The following is a 15000-nucleotide window of genomic DNA, read 5'->3' as shown; positions in this document are numbered from 1 at the left end:
TCCCTATTTCTAGCATTAATATCTTTTCTGGAATTTATTTCGAATTAAGACAGCGATTGAATTCATGATAATTAACATCACAAGTAAAACGATAATACCTGCTGCAGCTAAGGCATGAAACTCAACTTGAGGACGACCTGTCCAATTGTAAATTTGTAAAGGTAAAACAGTAATCATATCAAAAAATGTTTTTGGCAAAAATGCTAGGAATAAAGGCATCCCCAGGACAACAAGTGGTGCTGTTTCTCCGATTGCTCGAGAAAGGGCCAAAATTCCTCCTGTGAGAATTCCTGGAATAGCAGCTGGAAGAACAATACGAACTATTGTCTGCCATTTAGTAGCTCCTAGCCCAAATGACGCCTCTCTTAATTGATTCGGTACTGCGCGAATCGATTCTTGTGAAGCCACAATAATGACAGGTAAAACAAGTAAACTCATGGTAAGACCTGCGGCTAGAACACTTGTCCCAAATGCTAAAGCACGAACGAATACTGTTAAACCTAGTAATCCAAAAACAATAGAAGGAACACCCGCTAGATTAGAGATATTAACTTTAATAAAATTAGTAATCGCATTCTCTTTTGCATATTCTTCGAGATAAATGGCAGTACCCACACCTAGCAGTAATGAAACAGGTGCAACAACAGCCATAAGCCAAATGGTTCCAATTAATGCAGCATAAACACCTGCGTTTTCAGGCTTCCTTGAAGGAAGACTCTGCAAAAATTGCAAATCTAAATAGCCAAGTCCTTGAGAGAATATCCGATATAATAATACTCCTAATATTAATAAAACAAACATGGTTAATGCAAAAAATATCCATTTTGAAATTGAGTTTTTAGATAGTCTTGGTTTCATCCGTTTTACAACAGATTCATGATTAATTAAATTCATTAATATTCCTCCCTAAAACGACGGGTGATATATTGTGCTAATAAATTCATCACCAATGTAAAAACAAATAACGTCATACCTACTGCATAAATACTATAGTAAATCGTCGTACCATAACCAGCATCACCTTGGCTGACTTGGACTATATATGCAGTCATCGTTTGAATGGAGCTTGTCAAATTCCATTCAAGATTAGGTGTTGAACCACCAGCAACTGCTACAATCATCGTTTCGCCGATTGCGCGGGAGATACCTAATACTATAGAGGCTATGATTCCTGAAATAGCAGCAGGCAAGACGACTTTAATAGCTACTTCAAATTTAGTCGATCCCAGCGCTAGTGCTCCTTCACGCATAGCATTAGGAACCGAAGTCATCGCGTCCTCTGAGAGGGAAGCTATCATTGGTGTAATCATAATTCCTATTACAATACCAGGACTTAGAGCATTAAATATTTCAAGGGATGGAATAATTTCACGTAAAATAGGAGTAACAAAGGTTAGTGCAAAAAATCCATAAACAATCGTTGGAATTCCAGCTAAAACTTCTAATATCGGTTTAATAATTCTGCGAGATCGATCTGATGCATACTCACTCAAATAAATGGCTGAAGCGAGTCCGATTGGAACCGCTACAATAGCAGCTATTACAGTTACCTTTAAAGTCCCCATTACTAACGGCAGTATACCGTATGAACCATTGGTATCAGAAAAAGGATACCACTTTTTTGCTGTGAAAAATTCCTTAATCGATACAGCATCGAAAAATAAGAATGTCTCAAATATGAGCGTAAGAATAATACCAATTGTTGTCAAAACAGAGACAGCCGCTGTGAGGAATAAAATATATGGCATTATTTTTTCTGTAATTCCGCCAGCACTTTTCTTTTTCTTCTTCTCTTGAATCATTTTCTGAACAGAGAATGAATTAGTGTTTTGAGAAGCCAAATTGAAAACCCCTTTCATTCCAATGACAAGATGAGAAGCACATTTTCCGTGCTTCTCACCTATAAAATTATTCTAGATTCTACTTAAGAGTCTCTAGTGTTTCTAGTTGCTTAGTGTACTCTTCTTCAGGTAATTTAACATATCCAACATCTTCAGATAATGTTGCAGCATTTTCTAAAAGGAACTTCACGAAATCATATACTTCTTCTTGGTCTTTAATAGCAGAGTTTTTCACATAAGTGAATAATGGACGTGAGAGTGGAGAATATTCACCAGATTCAATTGTTTCATTGGTTGGCTCAACAGGACCTTCTCCGCCATCAATTGGAACGATTTTTAATGTATCTTTGTTTTCTGCATAGTATGCATAACCAAAGTAACCAATAGCATTCTTGTCACCCTGAACACCTTGAACTAGTGTATTGTCATCTTCAGAAAGAGTTGCTTTTTCAACAATAGGTTTTCCATCAAGAATTACTTCATCGAAGTAATCAAAAGTTCCTGAATCTGTTCCCGGAGAGTATAATTTGATTTCTTCAGCTGGCCAATCAGGATTGATATCAGACCATTTTTTTGTTGTTCCATCTTCGATCCAAATTTTCTGTAAGTCTTCGATTGTTAAACTTTCTACCCAGTCATTATCTTTATTTACTACTACTGAAAGACCATCATATGCTAATTGTACTTCAGTATAATCAATACCTTTTTCTTTAAGTGCTGCGGCTTCTTCATCTTTAATTGGACGTGAGGCATTGCTGAGTTCAGTTTCACCAGCGATAAATGCTTCAAAACCGCCTCCAGTTCCAGAGGAACCAACAGAAACTTTAACCTCAGGCTGTGTCATGCCATATTCTTCAACCACAGCTTCCATGATTGGGAAAACTGTAGAGGAACCGTCTATTTTAATTTCACCTTGAAGTTGCTTTACATCTTCGCCAGCTTGTTCTTTATTTCCTTCAGTACCTTGTGCACCACAAGCTGCTGTAATAGCTAGCACACCAGTCATCATTGCTGTTAGTGCTAATTTCTTAAAGCTTTTCATTACTTAATTCCCCCTACGAAAATTGGTTTGTTTTATTCGTGTTCGTTTTCCTTACAAGATTAATAATAAACTCCTTCTGTAAAGCTTGTTTTAATGAATTGTAAAGGTTTTGTAAATGTGTGTATGACTTTTGTAAATCATAAATAAAAAAGTACTAATAGTAGCATGTTCTATTTTTAAAAAACTATAAAAAACCTGCCTCAGTTTTTGAGACAGGTTGTTAAAATCTATTGGTTGTTTTGTTGAGTATCTGTTGTTTCATTTGACCCTTCAGAATTTTGTGCAGCGTCTTGGTTTTCCGTCGCAGGAGTCTGCTTCTTTAGATTAAAATACATATCCATAACCCTTCTGCCAATCATATTGGCCGTCGCAGGACCACTGTTCCCTTGGTATGCCCATGGAACTAAAACAGCCATTGCCACCTCTGGATTATTAGACGGTGCATAACTTATAAGACTTAAATTCATTACTTCAGGAGGTATTTTCCCAAATTTCTTTCGCTCTGGACCATCATAGAACGCTTGAGCCGTACCGGTTTTACCTGCAGGACTGTAATCCACACCCTTAAAGGAACTAACACCGGTACCATCCCCTACTTGCATAACCATTCTAAAGCCTTCCTGTACTCGATCAATCCATTCATCCTTACCATCGATTCGATTTAGAATCGTAGGTTCAATTTCTTGAACAATTGGACCTAATTCGTTATTTTCCAGGACTGGTTCACGAATTTCCTTTACTATATGAGGCTGGACTCGATACCCGCCGTTCGCAATCGTTGAAACATATTGTGCTAATTGCATAACCGTATAGGTATCATACTGACCTATCGCCAAGTCAAGAAGCAAACCAGGCTGCTTCAACGGACCGGCATAACCAGTACTCTCATTTGGAAGGTCTATTCCGGTTTTTGTACCTAGACCAAATTGACTGAATGATTGACGCATCGTGTCAAAAGCAGTTACGTCTAGTGGAAGTGGCTTATTCGGTGCATATTGTCCACCTGCCATTTCAATCACTGTCTTCCACATATAAACGTTTGATGAAACCTGAAGGGCCCTGAGATCGTTAATATTTCCAAAGTTCTTCCAAGAAGATTTTGGAGGTGTATTTTTTATTAATAAAGGTGAGTCATATTGGGTTGATCCTGGCTGGATTGCACCAGTATTATAACCCGTCAATATCGTTGCCCCTTTAACAACGGAACCAACATTATAAGAAGTCGTGATGTTTCCAAGAGCAAAGTCACGCATTTCTTGTTTATTTGTCTCATCATTTCTAGCAATTTGCTTCCCGGCCATTGTTAGTATTTCTCCAGTATGTGGATTCATAAGTACAACAAAAGCACGGTCTAAAAGAGCCGAATTTGGATTTTGCTTTGCATTCCAAAGTTCTTCTTCAATAATCTTTTCTATTTCCAACTGAAGATTCATATCGACGGTCAAAACAAGATCTTTTCCGCGCTGTCCTTCAGAAACCACTTCGGTGGACAATATTTTTCCAGCCTTATCAGTGACATTTTTTACTTTTCCTTTTTGCCCATGTAAAACATCTTCATATTGCAGCTCAATATAGCTTTTACCAACTCGGTCGTTTCGGCTATAATCACGAGCAAGATATTCCTCTAGTTTATCTTCCGGTAAGCCTTCATCAGAAGATGTTACATTTCCAAGGACTGTTTTTAATGTATTTCCAAATGCATAGTATCGTTCCCAATCTGTGGTGGTATCAACACCAGGTAATTCTTCTAAGTTTTCACTGACTATAGCAAACTCTTCAGGCGTGACATTCTCATTTTTGACAATTTGTTGAGTTAGAGCATATCCACTATTAAATTCCCTAAATATAGCAAGCGTTTCTAGATCTTGCGGAGTTAAACTTGCTAAGTCCTTCTCTTTAATTCTTTTTAGCTGGAGATTATAGATGTCTTTATCATCTAATTCTTCTTGTTCGTATAAGTCCCATTCTTTCTTTGTAATTTTTCCTTTTGCTTTCTCAGGGTTCTTTAATATCCAAAAATCCTGTTTATCACGTTCACGAATTTTTGAAATATCTTTATCAATCAGCTGAGCCAATCGTTCAGCGGTTTTGAGCATATCTTCTTGGCTTGAATCCTGAAATTTTGTATATGTGATCGCATTTAACGGTGTATTATCTACAATAACTTTACCGTTCCGGTCAAACATTTTCCCTCGAGGCACCGGGTTGTTAACTGTAATATCTTCAGTTCTTTCGATTTCTCGTTTAAAATCCTCCCCATAAACAATTTGGACTAGACCTAAACGTAGAATAAGAACAGAAAACAGCACAAATATAACAAAGAAAAGCATGTTCAAGCGAAAAGTGACATGCGGCTTCTTTTTCTTTTTAATAACCAAGTTTTCACTTCCTTGTCAATTCGACATGATAAGCCTTATTTTAGCGGAAAACCGCCGTACTTTCTATGAAAAAGACTTTCCAATTGACAACATCCAACAAAACGCTCAAAAAATATTCAAATAAAAAAACACGATGAGTATAAAGAACCACTCACCGTGCTACGTTATGGGTAATTGGACTCTCCTTACAAACAAATAAATTAACGAGTGTCCGGCACCTAGAAATAATAGCAGAATTGGAATGCTTTGCTTCTCATTAAACCAAGTAACTGCTGCTAAGAAGGACAGGATTGATACAAATCTCCCCAGATTAATATAGATTTCGCGGACCACTATATACTCAATTCTCATTTCGGCCGCTTTCCAAGCAGATCCAATCACATCATATGTAGTAGACATATATGGAACAAGCAAGATAGGATAAGCAACGGCAATCATCGCTGCGTAAATTAAAAGTTTAACATAATTAACATCCCAGGCGATAATTAAAACAGCAATATAAAGGATAATACCACCAATAAGTATCGCCTTTTTTCGCTTGTTCTTTTTAATTAACCGAGATGCAAAATAATAGGCTATGAAGGAAATTCCGGAGTTAATCAGTCCAAAGGTACCTAGAGCCAGTTCACTTCCAGTGGAAACGTAGACCAGTACAGAGATAATAAATAAAAATGTTCCTTCTCTAAGCCCCTGGAAGAAATTAGCATTTGTGATAAGCCGCCAGTTTTCATTTTTCTTTCTTTCTTCTAATATCCTTCTAAAATCATACTTACCATTTGCAGGACGTGGCTTTAATGAAAAACTTAAGAATACTGCTATTGCGAAAAGAGATAGTGATATTCCAAATACAATCGAATACCCCGTGAATTTTTCAAAACGAGTAATAATAATTCCAGCGGCAATTGGTCCAATCATCCCGCCGGTAGAGGATAAAATGCCTAAAAAGCCGTTAAAAAAATCTCTTGTTTCAGGTTCAGTTATTTCAAATGTTAAAACATTATAGGCCAGCCAATAAAAACCATAACCAATACCAAGCAGGCTTCCTAACAGTAATAGATAGGTTGAAGCATTTTTCCCTGTTATTAAAACCATTAAATAAAATATCGCTAAAAAACTGACTCCGATTCGTAACACTTTAACCCGATCAATTTTCTTGGCCCATCTCCCTGCTAATATAAAAGTTAAAGGCTGTAAAATAACGATCGAAAGGTTATAAAGCGCAAGATCTGAATATTCTCCCGTTTGTTTCCATAAATAAATATTCACAAAAGTATTCGATAGGGCAACACTTAAAGAATATAAACCACCAATAATTAAAAGCAAGGATAAATCTTTTGTTAATTCTACGTCACCTAAAAACTTAAATTTTTTCGCCATAGTAACTCCCCTTTGTGATAAGGGTTATTCTTTAACAAGGAGGGAGCCTTTATACGAAAAATTAAAAGACAGCTGAAAAAATCAGCTGCCTTTTTAACGTAATTATTATTATTTTGCTGCAGTGTAACGTTTTGAAACTTCATCCCAGTTTACAACGTTCCAGAAAGAAGAGATGTAGTCAGGACGACGGTTTTGATAATTTAAGTAATAAGCATGCTCCCAAACATCAAGACCAAGGATAGGTGTTTTACCTTCCATTAAAGGTGAATCTTGGTTTGGTGTGCTTGAAACTTCTAATTCACCATTGCTAACAGAAAGCCAAGCCCAGCCTGAACCAAAACGAGTAGTTGCTGCTTTTGCAAACTCTTCTTTAAAGCTTTCTAAGCTGCCAAACTTATTGTTGATTGCATCAGCCAGCTCACCAGATGGTGCACCGCCACCATTTGGAGCAAGAATTTGCCAGAATAATGAGTGGTTAGCGTGACCGCCGCCATTGTTACGTACAGCTGTACGAGCCGCTTCTGGAACTGCATCTAGGTTAGCAATAACTTCTTCTACAGATTTAGCTAATAATTCATCATTGCCTTGTAGCGCGTTATTTAAGTTTGTTACATAAGTGTTGTGATGTTTTGTGTGGTGAATATTCATTGTTTCTTTGTCAATGTGTGGCTCAAGTGCGTCATAAGCGTAAGGTAATTGTGGTAATTCAAATGCCATGGTATTTCCTCCTATGTATACAAAAGTTTTTTAGCTTAAAGATATGTCTAAAATCAAAACAATTTTAGAATATTCCTAAAGCTTTGTAGCTTAAGATTATCAAAGAAAGTGTTTTCTTTCAAATAAAAAGCTCTGCTCCTAACAAATATACAATATCCCTCACTGAAAGCTTTTATACATCGTTTTTTTTTAAGTTTTCAATAAATTGTCATGTTTCAACCGGTGATAGGTTGTTAATACATGATTAAATCAAATTGAAGGGTATAAAGGAGATGGACATATGCTAAGAAGCAGTTTTTCTATATATAGTATATTAGAACAATTCTTTCAGAAAACAGAACAAATTCTAAAAGTAAAAGCAGGAAGTGTTCTTTTTCAGGAAAAGGATCCGGTTGAATATGTATACCTATTGCTCAGCGGAACAGTGGCACTAGGGAGGGTCCACATGAGCGGAAAGGATTTTATATTAAAAATATTAAATAGTAAAGAAATGATTGTTGAATATCAACTATTCAAACATAATCCTCATTATCATTTTTATGCAAAGACCCTGTCAGACAGCCAAATTCTTGCGATCAAAAAAGAGGAATTCGAGGAATTTATTATGAATGATCCCGATGCCATGAATGCTTTTGTATCCTGGTTAGGCACAAGCTACTTAAAAGCACAAATGAAATGCCAGGATCTTATCATGAATGGTAAAAAAGGCGGGCTATATTCGATCCTCATTCGTCTTTGTAATACCTATGGTGTAATGAGAGAGGATGGAATTCTTATTGATTTACCATTAACACATCAGGAACTTGCCAATTTAACCTTCGGAACTAGAGAGGTCATTCAACGAGCATTAAAAGAATTACGGGAAAAAGAGGTAATTTCCTATGATCAGCAAAAATTCACGATAAAAAATATCAGATACCTAAAAGAAGAAGTAGACTGCCAAAACTGCCCCTATGAGATTTGCGGCGTAAATTAAACAATCCTCCTCACGACCTGTGAGGAGGATTGTTTCCATTTAGAAAACAACAAACAAGAAGTAAACAATCATGAGGGTTTGAATGATTGCTTTTGTTATGACACTGCTAATAAAGCCCACAACAGATCCAAAACCAATTTTTAAACTGTTCTTGAAATCTCGCTTATTAACGAGAAGCTCTGCTCCTACTGCGCCAATAAACGGCCCAATGAGAATTCCCAGAAACGGAATAATGAATGGGCCGACTAAAAGTCCTATCGTACTCCCCCAAACTCCAGCCTTTGAGCCGCCATATTTTTGTACTCCAATCATATTGGCAATATAATCTGCGACAAACAAAAGAATAATAAAAAAACCTTGAATCAACCAAAAGAACCAGCCAAAGTGTTCAAATGAAAAAAAGACACCATATAGAATATATCCAGCTAATAGAAACAAAACACTTGGAATGATGGGATAAACCAGACCGACAAACCCAATGATAAATAGAATTGAAATGATTGACCAATAAACGATCTCCATGATTTCTCCATCCTTTTGAAATTTATTTCTTATCCTTATACGCACATCTCTCTAAATAGTTTCATAATTCAACATTCTTGTTTATATCAGCTCCTAAAGCTACAATAGAATGGTGAATCTTTATTAGGGTGGTAATTATGAATATTTTCAAGCAATTTTATAAAAGTATTTATTCTCCAAAGGATATTGCTTCTTTCCGTTTTCAGGGAATTGGAAAAACAATCTTATATGTATTTTTTCTCACCTTCTTATCTATTTTGCCATCGATTTATTACTTAAGTACAATGCTGAATGAGGGAATCGAAAGTACTAAATCAGTCATTACCGATGATATCCCCTCCTTTACCATACAAAATGGAAGCCTTTCTGCAGAAACAGATGTACCCATAACCATCGAAAAAGGAGATTTCTCCATTATTGTCGATCCCACTGGGGTTATTACAAACGAAGACGTGGAAGACAAAGGCAATGCCATTGCTCTACTGAGGGATGAATTTACCGTCGCAGCTGGCGGAAGAATTGATACCTATTCCTACTCAATGATGGAAGGCTTAACACTTACAAAAGCGGATTTTATTGATATTGTGGATAAAGTAGATGGGATGAAGGGTATTATTATTCCTGTCATATCCATCTTTATGTTCCTGGTATCCAGTGCGATAAACTTTATTGAAGTATCCATTCTTGCTTGGTTTGGTTTATTATTAAAAAATCTCGCTGGCAGAAGTATTAGTTATCGCCACTTATGGAGAATTGCGGCATACAGTGTCACGCTGCCAACTGTTTTCTTTACGATAATGAGCGCCCTTAATACACCTGTACCAAATAGCTTTTTCATTAATTGGTTTGTTGAAATAATCATCTTATTTTTAGCCTTAAAAGAAATACCAACTAAAAATATAAATAGTGAGAATGAAACGCACTCCTAGGGTGCGTTTTTTTTAAGGCTCTTTTCTTATACTCTGTTTCTTTTTGGAATAAAATTTAATGTACGCGCTAAAGTTTCTTCAGAAAATAAGCATATTATTATAAGAAAAGAGCCTGCAAACTAAATCCAAAAGCCCAAAATGACTATTTCCACGTTAAAATCGGCTTTAAGATTTTAACAACTATTTTTTGAAAACCAACCTTTTTGTTCTATAAGGAAGTGGACAAGCATAGGAATGTACAAACATTCCATTTGGAGGCATGTCTCATGAAAAGAATTTTCCTTTTTTTATTTGGACTTCTAACAATTTATGTAATATATATTGATTTGACCGCAGGTACCCTGCCGCAGGATGAAACCCAGAAAACAGAAGAAACAGTTGTGACAATGACCAACATTAAAAGTTCGGCGGATTCTTTTAAAGCTGAAGTGGAACCCGGTGAAACCCTGATATCAATTGTAGAAAATCATATAGAAAAGCCATTACCTGTATCAATTGACGAACTAATTGAGGATTTTCAAAACTTAAACCCAGGATTATCTCCAGAAAAGATTCAAATTGGATCAACGTATGAGTTTCCTGACTACTCTAAATAGGGAAACAAAAGCGTTAGTCTTGTCAAGATTAGCGATGGGCTGATAAAATAATAGGTGCATGTTTAAACTAACTATTATTCGAATCCAATTTGAAGGAGCGAATTTCCTTGAGTGAAATTACACATCGTACTAAAACTCGTCCCGTTAAGGTAGGTAACTTAACGATTGGCGGGAGTAACGAATTATTTATACAAAGCATGACCACTACTAAAACACATGATGTGGAAGCAACCGTAGCTGAAATTAAACGTCTTGAAGAAGCAGGCTGCCAGATTGTTCGTGTTGCTTGTCCAGACGAAAGAGCGGCAAATGCCATTCCTGAGATAAAAAAAGAATCAACATCCCCTTAGTAGTTGATATTCATTTTGATTACAAATTAGCGCTTAAAGCCATTGAGGGCGGCGCTGATAAGATTCGGATTAATCCGGGAAATATCGGAAAAAGAGAAAAAGTGGAAGCTGTCGTAAATGCAGCTAAGAAGCGTGGTATCCCAATCCGCATTGGTGTAAATGCCGGCTCACTAGAAAAAAGAATTCTCGAGAAATACGGTTATCCTACTGCCGATGGTATGGTCGAAAGTGCTCTCCATCATATCAAAATCCTAGAAGACCTGGATTTTCACGACATTATTGTTTCTATGAAAGCCTCAGATGTTAACCTAGCAATTGAAGCATATGAAAAAGCTTCTAAAGCATTTGATTATCCGTTGCATTTAGGTATTACTGAATCAGGAACTCTATTTGCAGGTACTGTTAAAAGTGCTGCAGGACTAGGTGCCATTATCAACAAAGGAATCGGTAATACGCTTCGTATTTCTTTAAGTGCTGACCCGGTTGAAGAAGTCAAAGTTGCCAGAGAACTTTTAAAGGTATTTGGTCTCTCATCCAATGCAGCAACATTAATCTCTTGCCCAACCTGCGGCCGAATCGAAATCGATTTAATCAGTATTGCAAATGAAGTTGAAGATTATATCTCGAAAATAAAGGCACCAATTAAAGTAGCTGTTTTAGGCTGTGCAGTAAACGGTCCTGGTGAAGCACGAGAAGCTGATATTGGAATTGCTGGTGCGCGTGGTGAGGGCTTGTTATTCCGTAAAGGTGAGATCGTTCGTAAAGTTCCAGAAGACCAGTTAGTCGATGAATTAAAAAAAGAAATCGATCAAATTGCTGAAGAATATTTTCAGAAAAAAGCATTAGAAGAGGCAGAATTAACCAAATAAAAACATAAGAAACCCGGCAAAGCTGCCGGGTTTCTTTTTTGTCAGCGTAAGCGGCTAGGCGCTTACGCTTTTCTTATTGCTCCTACAAATGCAAGCTGCTGTTAAAAGAACGGCAGGATAAAGATTCCGACGATAATCGAAATGGCACCTATCCCGATTGCCCATGCGCCAAGACTCTCTGCTCCTCGACGTCTTGCCACGAATCCTAACACAATACCCGCTGCACCAAAAAGAATCGGCATTACAAACAGTGATAAAATAGATAACGCTAACGCAGCCCAGCCCATTCCTGTACCAGCTTTTGTATCCGTGCCGGCCCCGGAACTTTCTTTAGATCTTTCCTGGAAAGTTGGTCGGGTAAAAGAAACAGGCGCTGCAATTTCAGCAGCTGTTTCTTCTTTATATTCTGAAGAGTTTGGACTATTTTGATTAGATTTTGGACTTGGGAGATACCCAGCCACTTTCGTGTCTTTTTTATCTTCCATCCGAATCCCTCACTTTCAGTAATAGGAGCATTAATTATTGTTTGTAACTTTCAGCTTTTTAGTATGGTAAAATAAAGTTAAAAAACTGGGCAGTTGAGGGTGACTACATATGAGGAAAAGATTTGGAATTGATATTGATGGTACTGTAACATCTCCATCCGCACTTATACCCTTTATTAATGAAGGATTTGGGCTTAACCTTACTTTAGACGACGTTATTGAATATGACCTAAATAAGGTTGTTAATGTTTCAGCGGAGGAATTTTCCAGATGGTTTATTGAAAAAGAACCACTTATGTATGAGCAATCTCCGATTGCAATGGGTGCTGAAAAAATCCTAAACAACTGGAAAAAAGAACATGAATTATTTTTCATAAGCGCACGTGGTCCAGAGCTTTTAGAAAATACAAAAACCTGGTTTAAAAAGAATGGGTTGTATTATCACCATATTGAATTAATTGGCTCTCATGACAAGGTGGCATCAGCTAAGTATCACAATGTAGATATTTTTCTTGAAGATAAGCATGATAATGCAGTCATGATTCATGAAGAGTGTAACATCCCTGTTATTTTGTTTAATACACCTTATAATCAAGACCCAATTCCAAAGGGTGTTATCCGAGTTAATAATTGGTACGAAGCTAATAATTGGGTGAAAAATTGGCTTGAGAAAAGTAAGAAAAGCATGGCTGCGTTATAAAGCCATGCTTTTCTTATTTAGTCTGTCTAGCTACAGTGCCTAGAGGCTCGGGGTCATAAGCCCCTGTGCAAGGCACTTCCGCTTTTCTAGTTACATTCAGGACACCGTCCATAAATTTCGAATTTGTGTCCAGAAATATCGTACCCTTTTAGATCCTCACTTAAGCTGTTCATTGGGCAAGTTTCAATTTCTTTGGTTTTACCGCAATCCATACAGATGAAATGATGATGATGCTGGTGGCGGGAACAGGAAAAGCGAAAATGCTTTTCACCAGATAGTTCCGTCATTTCAAGAATTCCCATTTTAACAAAAAGAGAAAGATTCCGATAAATGGTATCAAAGCTTAGACCTGGATAGTCTTCTTTCAAGTCATCTAAGACATCCTTAGCTGTTAAATATTTATCGCTATCCGCAAACAATTGAAGCATGTCTTCTCTTTTTCCCGTTTGTTTAAATCCATTTTCTTTTAAGAATTGAATGGCTTCATTTACATTCATCCTGCTGCACCCCCTTGTGAAACGTGATTTTTAATCATTAATTTTTTATAAACAATGGTAAATACTAAAATAGCCACTGCGATCATGACAATCGTTCCACCAGGAGCAAGGTCTAAATAATATGAGCTAAACAGTCCCCCAAGAACAGCTATTTCTCCAAAAACAATCGACAAAAAGATGGTTTGTTTAAATCCTTTGGCAATGCGGATACTTGCTGCCACTGGTAAAGTCATCAATGAAGAAACGAGCATGATACCTACAATTCGCATAGAAGCAGCAATCACAAGTGCCACCATAATAATGAATATAAAGTGAATGCTTTTTGCAGCTATCCCAGAAGCTTTAGCGTGTTCTTCATCAAATGATAACAAAAATAGCTCTTTATATAATAAAATGACCGTGATCACAACGGCGATACTGATTACAAAAATAACCCATAAATCTGTACGGCTTACAGCAGAAACACTTCCAAATAAATAACTATACAAATCAGTATTGAAACCATCTGCGAGTGAAATAAAGATGACGCCAAGCCCTATGCCGCCAGATAAAATAATCGGGATAGCGAGCTCTTGGTAATGTTTATAAACGCCCCTCAGCTTTTCAATGAACAGTGAGCCCCCTACTGAAAAGACCATTCCTAAGTAAAGGGGATTTAAGCCACTTAATGCAACAAAGTACTTTTCAAGTAATAGACTGGCTGCAATTCCCGCTAATGTTACATGACTTAGGGCATCTGCAATTAATGAAAGTCGCCTGACAACGATGAATACACCTAATAGGGGTGCAAGAAATCCAATCAAGATTCCTGTCAGGAAGGCATTTTGTAAAAATTCATATTGAAAAATCCCTTGAATCATTTATAAACGCCTCCGTGGTCATGGTGATGGGAAAGAAGATGGACATCCGTCCCATAAAATTCTGACATCCCTTCACTTCGATGCTTTTCAAATTCACTTGTTTCCCCATGAAAATGTAAATGCTTGTTTAGACAAGCTACATGGGTCACTTTATCTGATATTGTTCCGATGTCATGTGTAACTAAAAGAAGTGTAATCCCCCGCTGTTTATTTAAATCAGCGAGCATATGATAAAATGAGTTTACATTTTCAGCGTCCACTCCAACAGTTGGCTCGTCAAGAATTAATAGCTTTGGCTCACTCACAAGGGCACGGGCAATAAAGACTCTTTGCTGCTGTCCCCCAGACAACTCACCGATGTTTCGATTACTAAACTTCCTCATACCTACGGCTTCCAATGCCTCATAGACTTTTTGAGAATGTTCTTTCTTAAAAAAGCGGAACAACCCAAGCTTCTTTGTTAATCCACTAGAAACAACTTCAAATACTGTAGCAGGGAACCCTGTATTAAATGAATTGGCCTTTTGTGATACATAACCGATTTGCTGCCATTCTTTGAATTTACTTATGTCTTGTCCAAATAAGCGTATTTCTCCTTGTTGGGGTTTTAATAGTCCCAAAATCAATTTTAATAGCGTTGACTTCCCAGAACCATTTGGACCAACAATCGCCAGAAATGAACCATTTGGTACAGTTACATTTATGTTTTCTAGGACGGTATCCTTTTCATAGCGATAGGAAAGTTTATTTATTTCAATAATAGATTGTGATTTCATACACTCACACCTTAATTTTAAGAATCATTCCGATTTAACCTAAAGTAGTATACAATAGGAACTAATCAATGTAAAGTCTTTACCT

At 37.0% G+C, this 15000-nt stretch carries 15 protein-coding genes and 1 pseudogene; 5 read left to right on the top strand and 11 right to left on the bottom strand.

Annotated elements, in window-relative coordinates; translation table 11 throughout:
- Positions 1-15: 15 nt before the first annotated feature.
- The 6 genes from pstA to ABC255_RS08125 all read right to left on the bottom strand — a co-directional run bounded on the left by pstA (position 16) and on the right by ABC255_RS08125 (position 7355).
- The gene (gene pstA, locus ABC255_RS08150) at positions 16-894 is read right to left on the bottom strand and encodes a phosphate ABC transporter permease PstA (protein WP_412992641.1); all 879 of its coding nucleotides are present in this window, start codon (positions 892-894) and stop codon (positions 16-18) included.
- Positions 894-1802, bottom strand: coding sequence for a phosphate ABC transporter permease subunit PstC (gene pstC, locus ABC255_RS08145; RefSeq protein WP_412998508.1), 909 nt, complete (start codon positions 1800-1802; stop codon positions 894-896). The genes pstA and pstC overlap by 1 nt, the downstream gene beginning before the upstream one ends.
- A gap of 118 nt (positions 1803-1920) precedes the next feature.
- Complete coding sequence (locus ABC255_RS08140; RefSeq protein ID WP_412992639.1) at positions 1921-2883, bottom strand: PstS family phosphate ABC transporter substrate-binding protein; 963 nt, start codon at positions 2881-2883, stop codon at positions 1921-1923.
- Positions 2884-3110: 227 nt separating this feature from the next.
- Complete coding sequence (locus tag ABC255_RS08135; protein WP_412998507.1) at positions 3111-5213, bottom strand: peptidoglycan D,D-transpeptidase FtsI family protein; 2103 nt, start codon at positions 5211-5213, stop codon at positions 3111-3113.
- Between the two features lie 207 nt (positions 5214-5420).
- Positions 5421-6638 carry an MFS transporter gene (locus ABC255_RS08130; RefSeq protein ID WP_412992638.1) on the bottom strand — a complete coding sequence of 406 codons (1218 nt, stop codon included), beginning with the start codon at positions 6636-6638 and terminating at the stop codon, positions 5421-5423.
- A gap of 108 nt (positions 6639-6746) precedes the next feature.
- Positions 6747-7355, bottom strand: coding sequence for a superoxide dismutase (locus tag ABC255_RS08125; RefSeq protein WP_335532528.1), 609 nt, complete (start codon positions 7353-7355; stop codon positions 6747-6749).
- 280 nt (positions 7356-7635) lie between these two features.
- Here ABC255_RS08125 and ABC255_RS08120 point away from each other — a divergent pair, with 280 nt between their 5' ends.
- Positions 7636-8331, top strand: coding sequence for a Crp/Fnr family transcriptional regulator (locus ABC255_RS08120; protein ID WP_412992636.1), 696 nt, complete (start codon positions 7636-7638; stop codon positions 8329-8331).
- 39 nt (positions 8332-8370) lie between these two features.
- On the opposite strand, the gene ABC255_RS08115 is transcribed toward ABC255_RS08120, so the two are convergent.
- Complete coding sequence (locus ABC255_RS08115) at positions 8371-8853, bottom strand: DUF456 domain-containing protein (RefSeq protein ID WP_412992634.1); 483 nt, start codon at positions 8851-8853, stop codon at positions 8371-8373.
- Between the two features lie 137 nt (positions 8854-8990).
- On the opposite strand from ABC255_RS08115, the gene ABC255_RS08110 reads away from it, so the two are divergent.
- The 3 genes and pseudogenes from ABC255_RS08110 to ispG all read left to right on the top strand — a co-directional run bounded on the left by ABC255_RS08110 (position 8991) and on the right by ispG (position 11597).
- Positions 8991-9782 (top strand): DUF1189 domain-containing protein, encoded by a 792-nt coding sequence (locus ABC255_RS08110; RefSeq protein ID WP_412992633.1) that lies wholly within the window; start codon positions 8991-8993, stop codon positions 9780-9782.
- Positions 9783-10048: 266 nt separating this feature from the next.
- Positions 10049-10378 (top strand): hypothetical protein, encoded by a 330-nt coding sequence (locus ABC255_RS08105; protein ID WP_412992631.1) that lies wholly within the window; start codon positions 10049-10051, stop codon positions 10376-10378.
- Positions 10379-10494: 116 nt separating this feature from the next.
- Positions 10495-11597 (top strand): annotated as a pseudogene (ispG, locus tag ABC255_RS08100) (flavodoxin-dependent (E)-4-hydroxy-3-methylbut-2-enyl-diphosphate synthase).
- 101 nt (positions 11598-11698) lie between these two features.
- On the opposite strand, the gene ABC255_RS08095 reads toward ispG, so the two are convergent.
- The gene (locus tag ABC255_RS08095) at positions 11699-12082 is read right to left on the bottom strand and encodes a hypothetical protein (protein WP_412992629.1); all 384 of its coding nucleotides are present in this window, start codon (positions 12080-12082) and stop codon (positions 11699-11701) included.
- A 109-nt stretch (positions 12083-12191) separates the two neighbouring features.
- On the opposite strand from ABC255_RS08095, the gene ABC255_RS08090 reads away from it, so the two are divergent.
- Positions 12192-12782: a hypothetical protein gene (locus ABC255_RS08090; RefSeq protein WP_412992627.1), complete on the top strand. Its 591-nt coding sequence runs from the start codon at positions 12192-12194 to the stop codon at positions 12780-12782.
- An 86-nt stretch (positions 12783-12868) separates the two neighbouring features.
- Here ABC255_RS08090 and zur read toward each other — a convergent pair whose 3' ends face one another.
- From zur to ABC255_RS08075, 3 genes are read right to left on the bottom strand one after another with little or no spacing between them, the layout of a single operon-like run.
- Positions 12869-13279: a zinc uptake transcriptional repressor Zur gene (gene zur, locus ABC255_RS08085; RefSeq protein ID WP_335532540.1), complete on the bottom strand. Its 411-nt coding sequence runs from the start codon at positions 13277-13279 to the stop codon at positions 12869-12871.
- Positions 13276-14139: a metal ABC transporter permease gene (locus ABC255_RS08080; protein ID WP_335532541.1), complete on the bottom strand. Its 864-nt coding sequence runs from the start codon at positions 14137-14139 to the stop codon at positions 13276-13278. Before ABC255_RS08080 ends, zur begins: the two co-directional genes overlap by 4 nt.
- On the bottom strand, positions 14136-14915 hold the full coding sequence (locus ABC255_RS08075; protein ID WP_412992625.1) for a metal ABC transporter ATP-binding protein: 780 nt from the start codon (positions 14913-14915) through the stop codon (positions 14136-14138). Before ABC255_RS08075 ends, ABC255_RS08080 begins: the two co-directional genes overlap by 4 nt.
- Between the last annotated feature and the right edge of the window lie 85 nt (positions 14916-15000).

The organism is Neobacillus canaveralius (assembly GCF_047237705.1).
In the GTDB taxonomy this organism is placed as follows: Bacteria; Bacillota; Bacilli; order Bacillales; family Cytobacillaceae; genus Neobacillus; species Neobacillus niacini_K.
Note: the sequence above shows the minus strand (reverse complement) of the source record. Positions and strands in the feature narration are given on the sequence as shown.

Coding starts and splice junctions, on each gene's coding strand:
- pstA (WP_412992641.1), bottom strand. CDS start 894: ATGAATTTAATTAATCATGAATCTGTTGTAAAACGGATGAAACCAAGA.
- pstC (WP_412998508.1), bottom strand. CDS start 1,802: ATGATTCAAGAGAAGAAGAAAAAGAAAAGTGCTGGCGGAATTACAGAA.
- ABC255_RS08140 (WP_412992639.1), bottom strand. CDS start 2,883: ATGAAAAGCTTTAAGAAATTAGCACTAACAGCAATGATGACTGGTGTG.
- ABC255_RS08135 (WP_412998507.1), bottom strand. CDS start 5,213: ATGCTTTTCTTTGTTATATTTGTGCTGTTTTCTGTTCTTATTCTACGT.
- ABC255_RS08130 (WP_412992638.1), bottom strand. CDS start 6,638: ATGGCGAAAAAATTTAAGTTTTTAGGTGACGTAGAATTAACAAAAGAT.
- ABC255_RS08125 (WP_335532528.1), bottom strand. CDS start 7,355: ATGGCATTTGAATTACCACAATTACCTTACGCTTATGACGCACTTGAG.
- ABC255_RS08120 (WP_412992636.1), top strand. CDS start 7,636: ATGCTAAGAAGCAGTTTTTCTATATATAGTATATTAGAACAATTCTTT.
- ABC255_RS08115 (WP_412992634.1), bottom strand. CDS start 8,853: ATGGAGATCGTTTATTGGTCAATCATTTCAATTCTATTTATCATTGGG.
- ABC255_RS08110 (WP_412992633.1), top strand. CDS start 8,991: ATGAATATTTTCAAGCAATTTTATAAAAGTATTTATTCTCCAAAGGAT.
- ABC255_RS08105 (WP_412992631.1), top strand. CDS start 10,049: ATGAAAAGAATTTTCCTTTTTTTATTTGGACTTCTAACAATTTATGTA.
- ABC255_RS08095 (WP_412992629.1), bottom strand. CDS start 12,082: ATGGAAGATAAAAAAGACACGAAAGTGGCTGGGTATCTCCCAAGTCCA.
- ABC255_RS08090 (WP_412992627.1), top strand. CDS start 12,192: ATGAGGAAAAGATTTGGAATTGATATTGATGGTACTGTAACATCTCCA.
- zur (WP_335532540.1), bottom strand. CDS start 13,279: ATGAATGTAAATGAAGCCATTCAATTCTTAAAAGAAAATGGATTTAAA.
- ABC255_RS08080 (WP_335532541.1), bottom strand. CDS start 14,139: ATGATTCAAGGGATTTTTCAATATGAATTTTTACAAAATGCCTTCCTG.
- ABC255_RS08075 (WP_412992625.1), bottom strand. CDS start 14,915: ATGAAATCACAATCTATTATTGAAATAAATAAACTTTCCTATCGCTAT.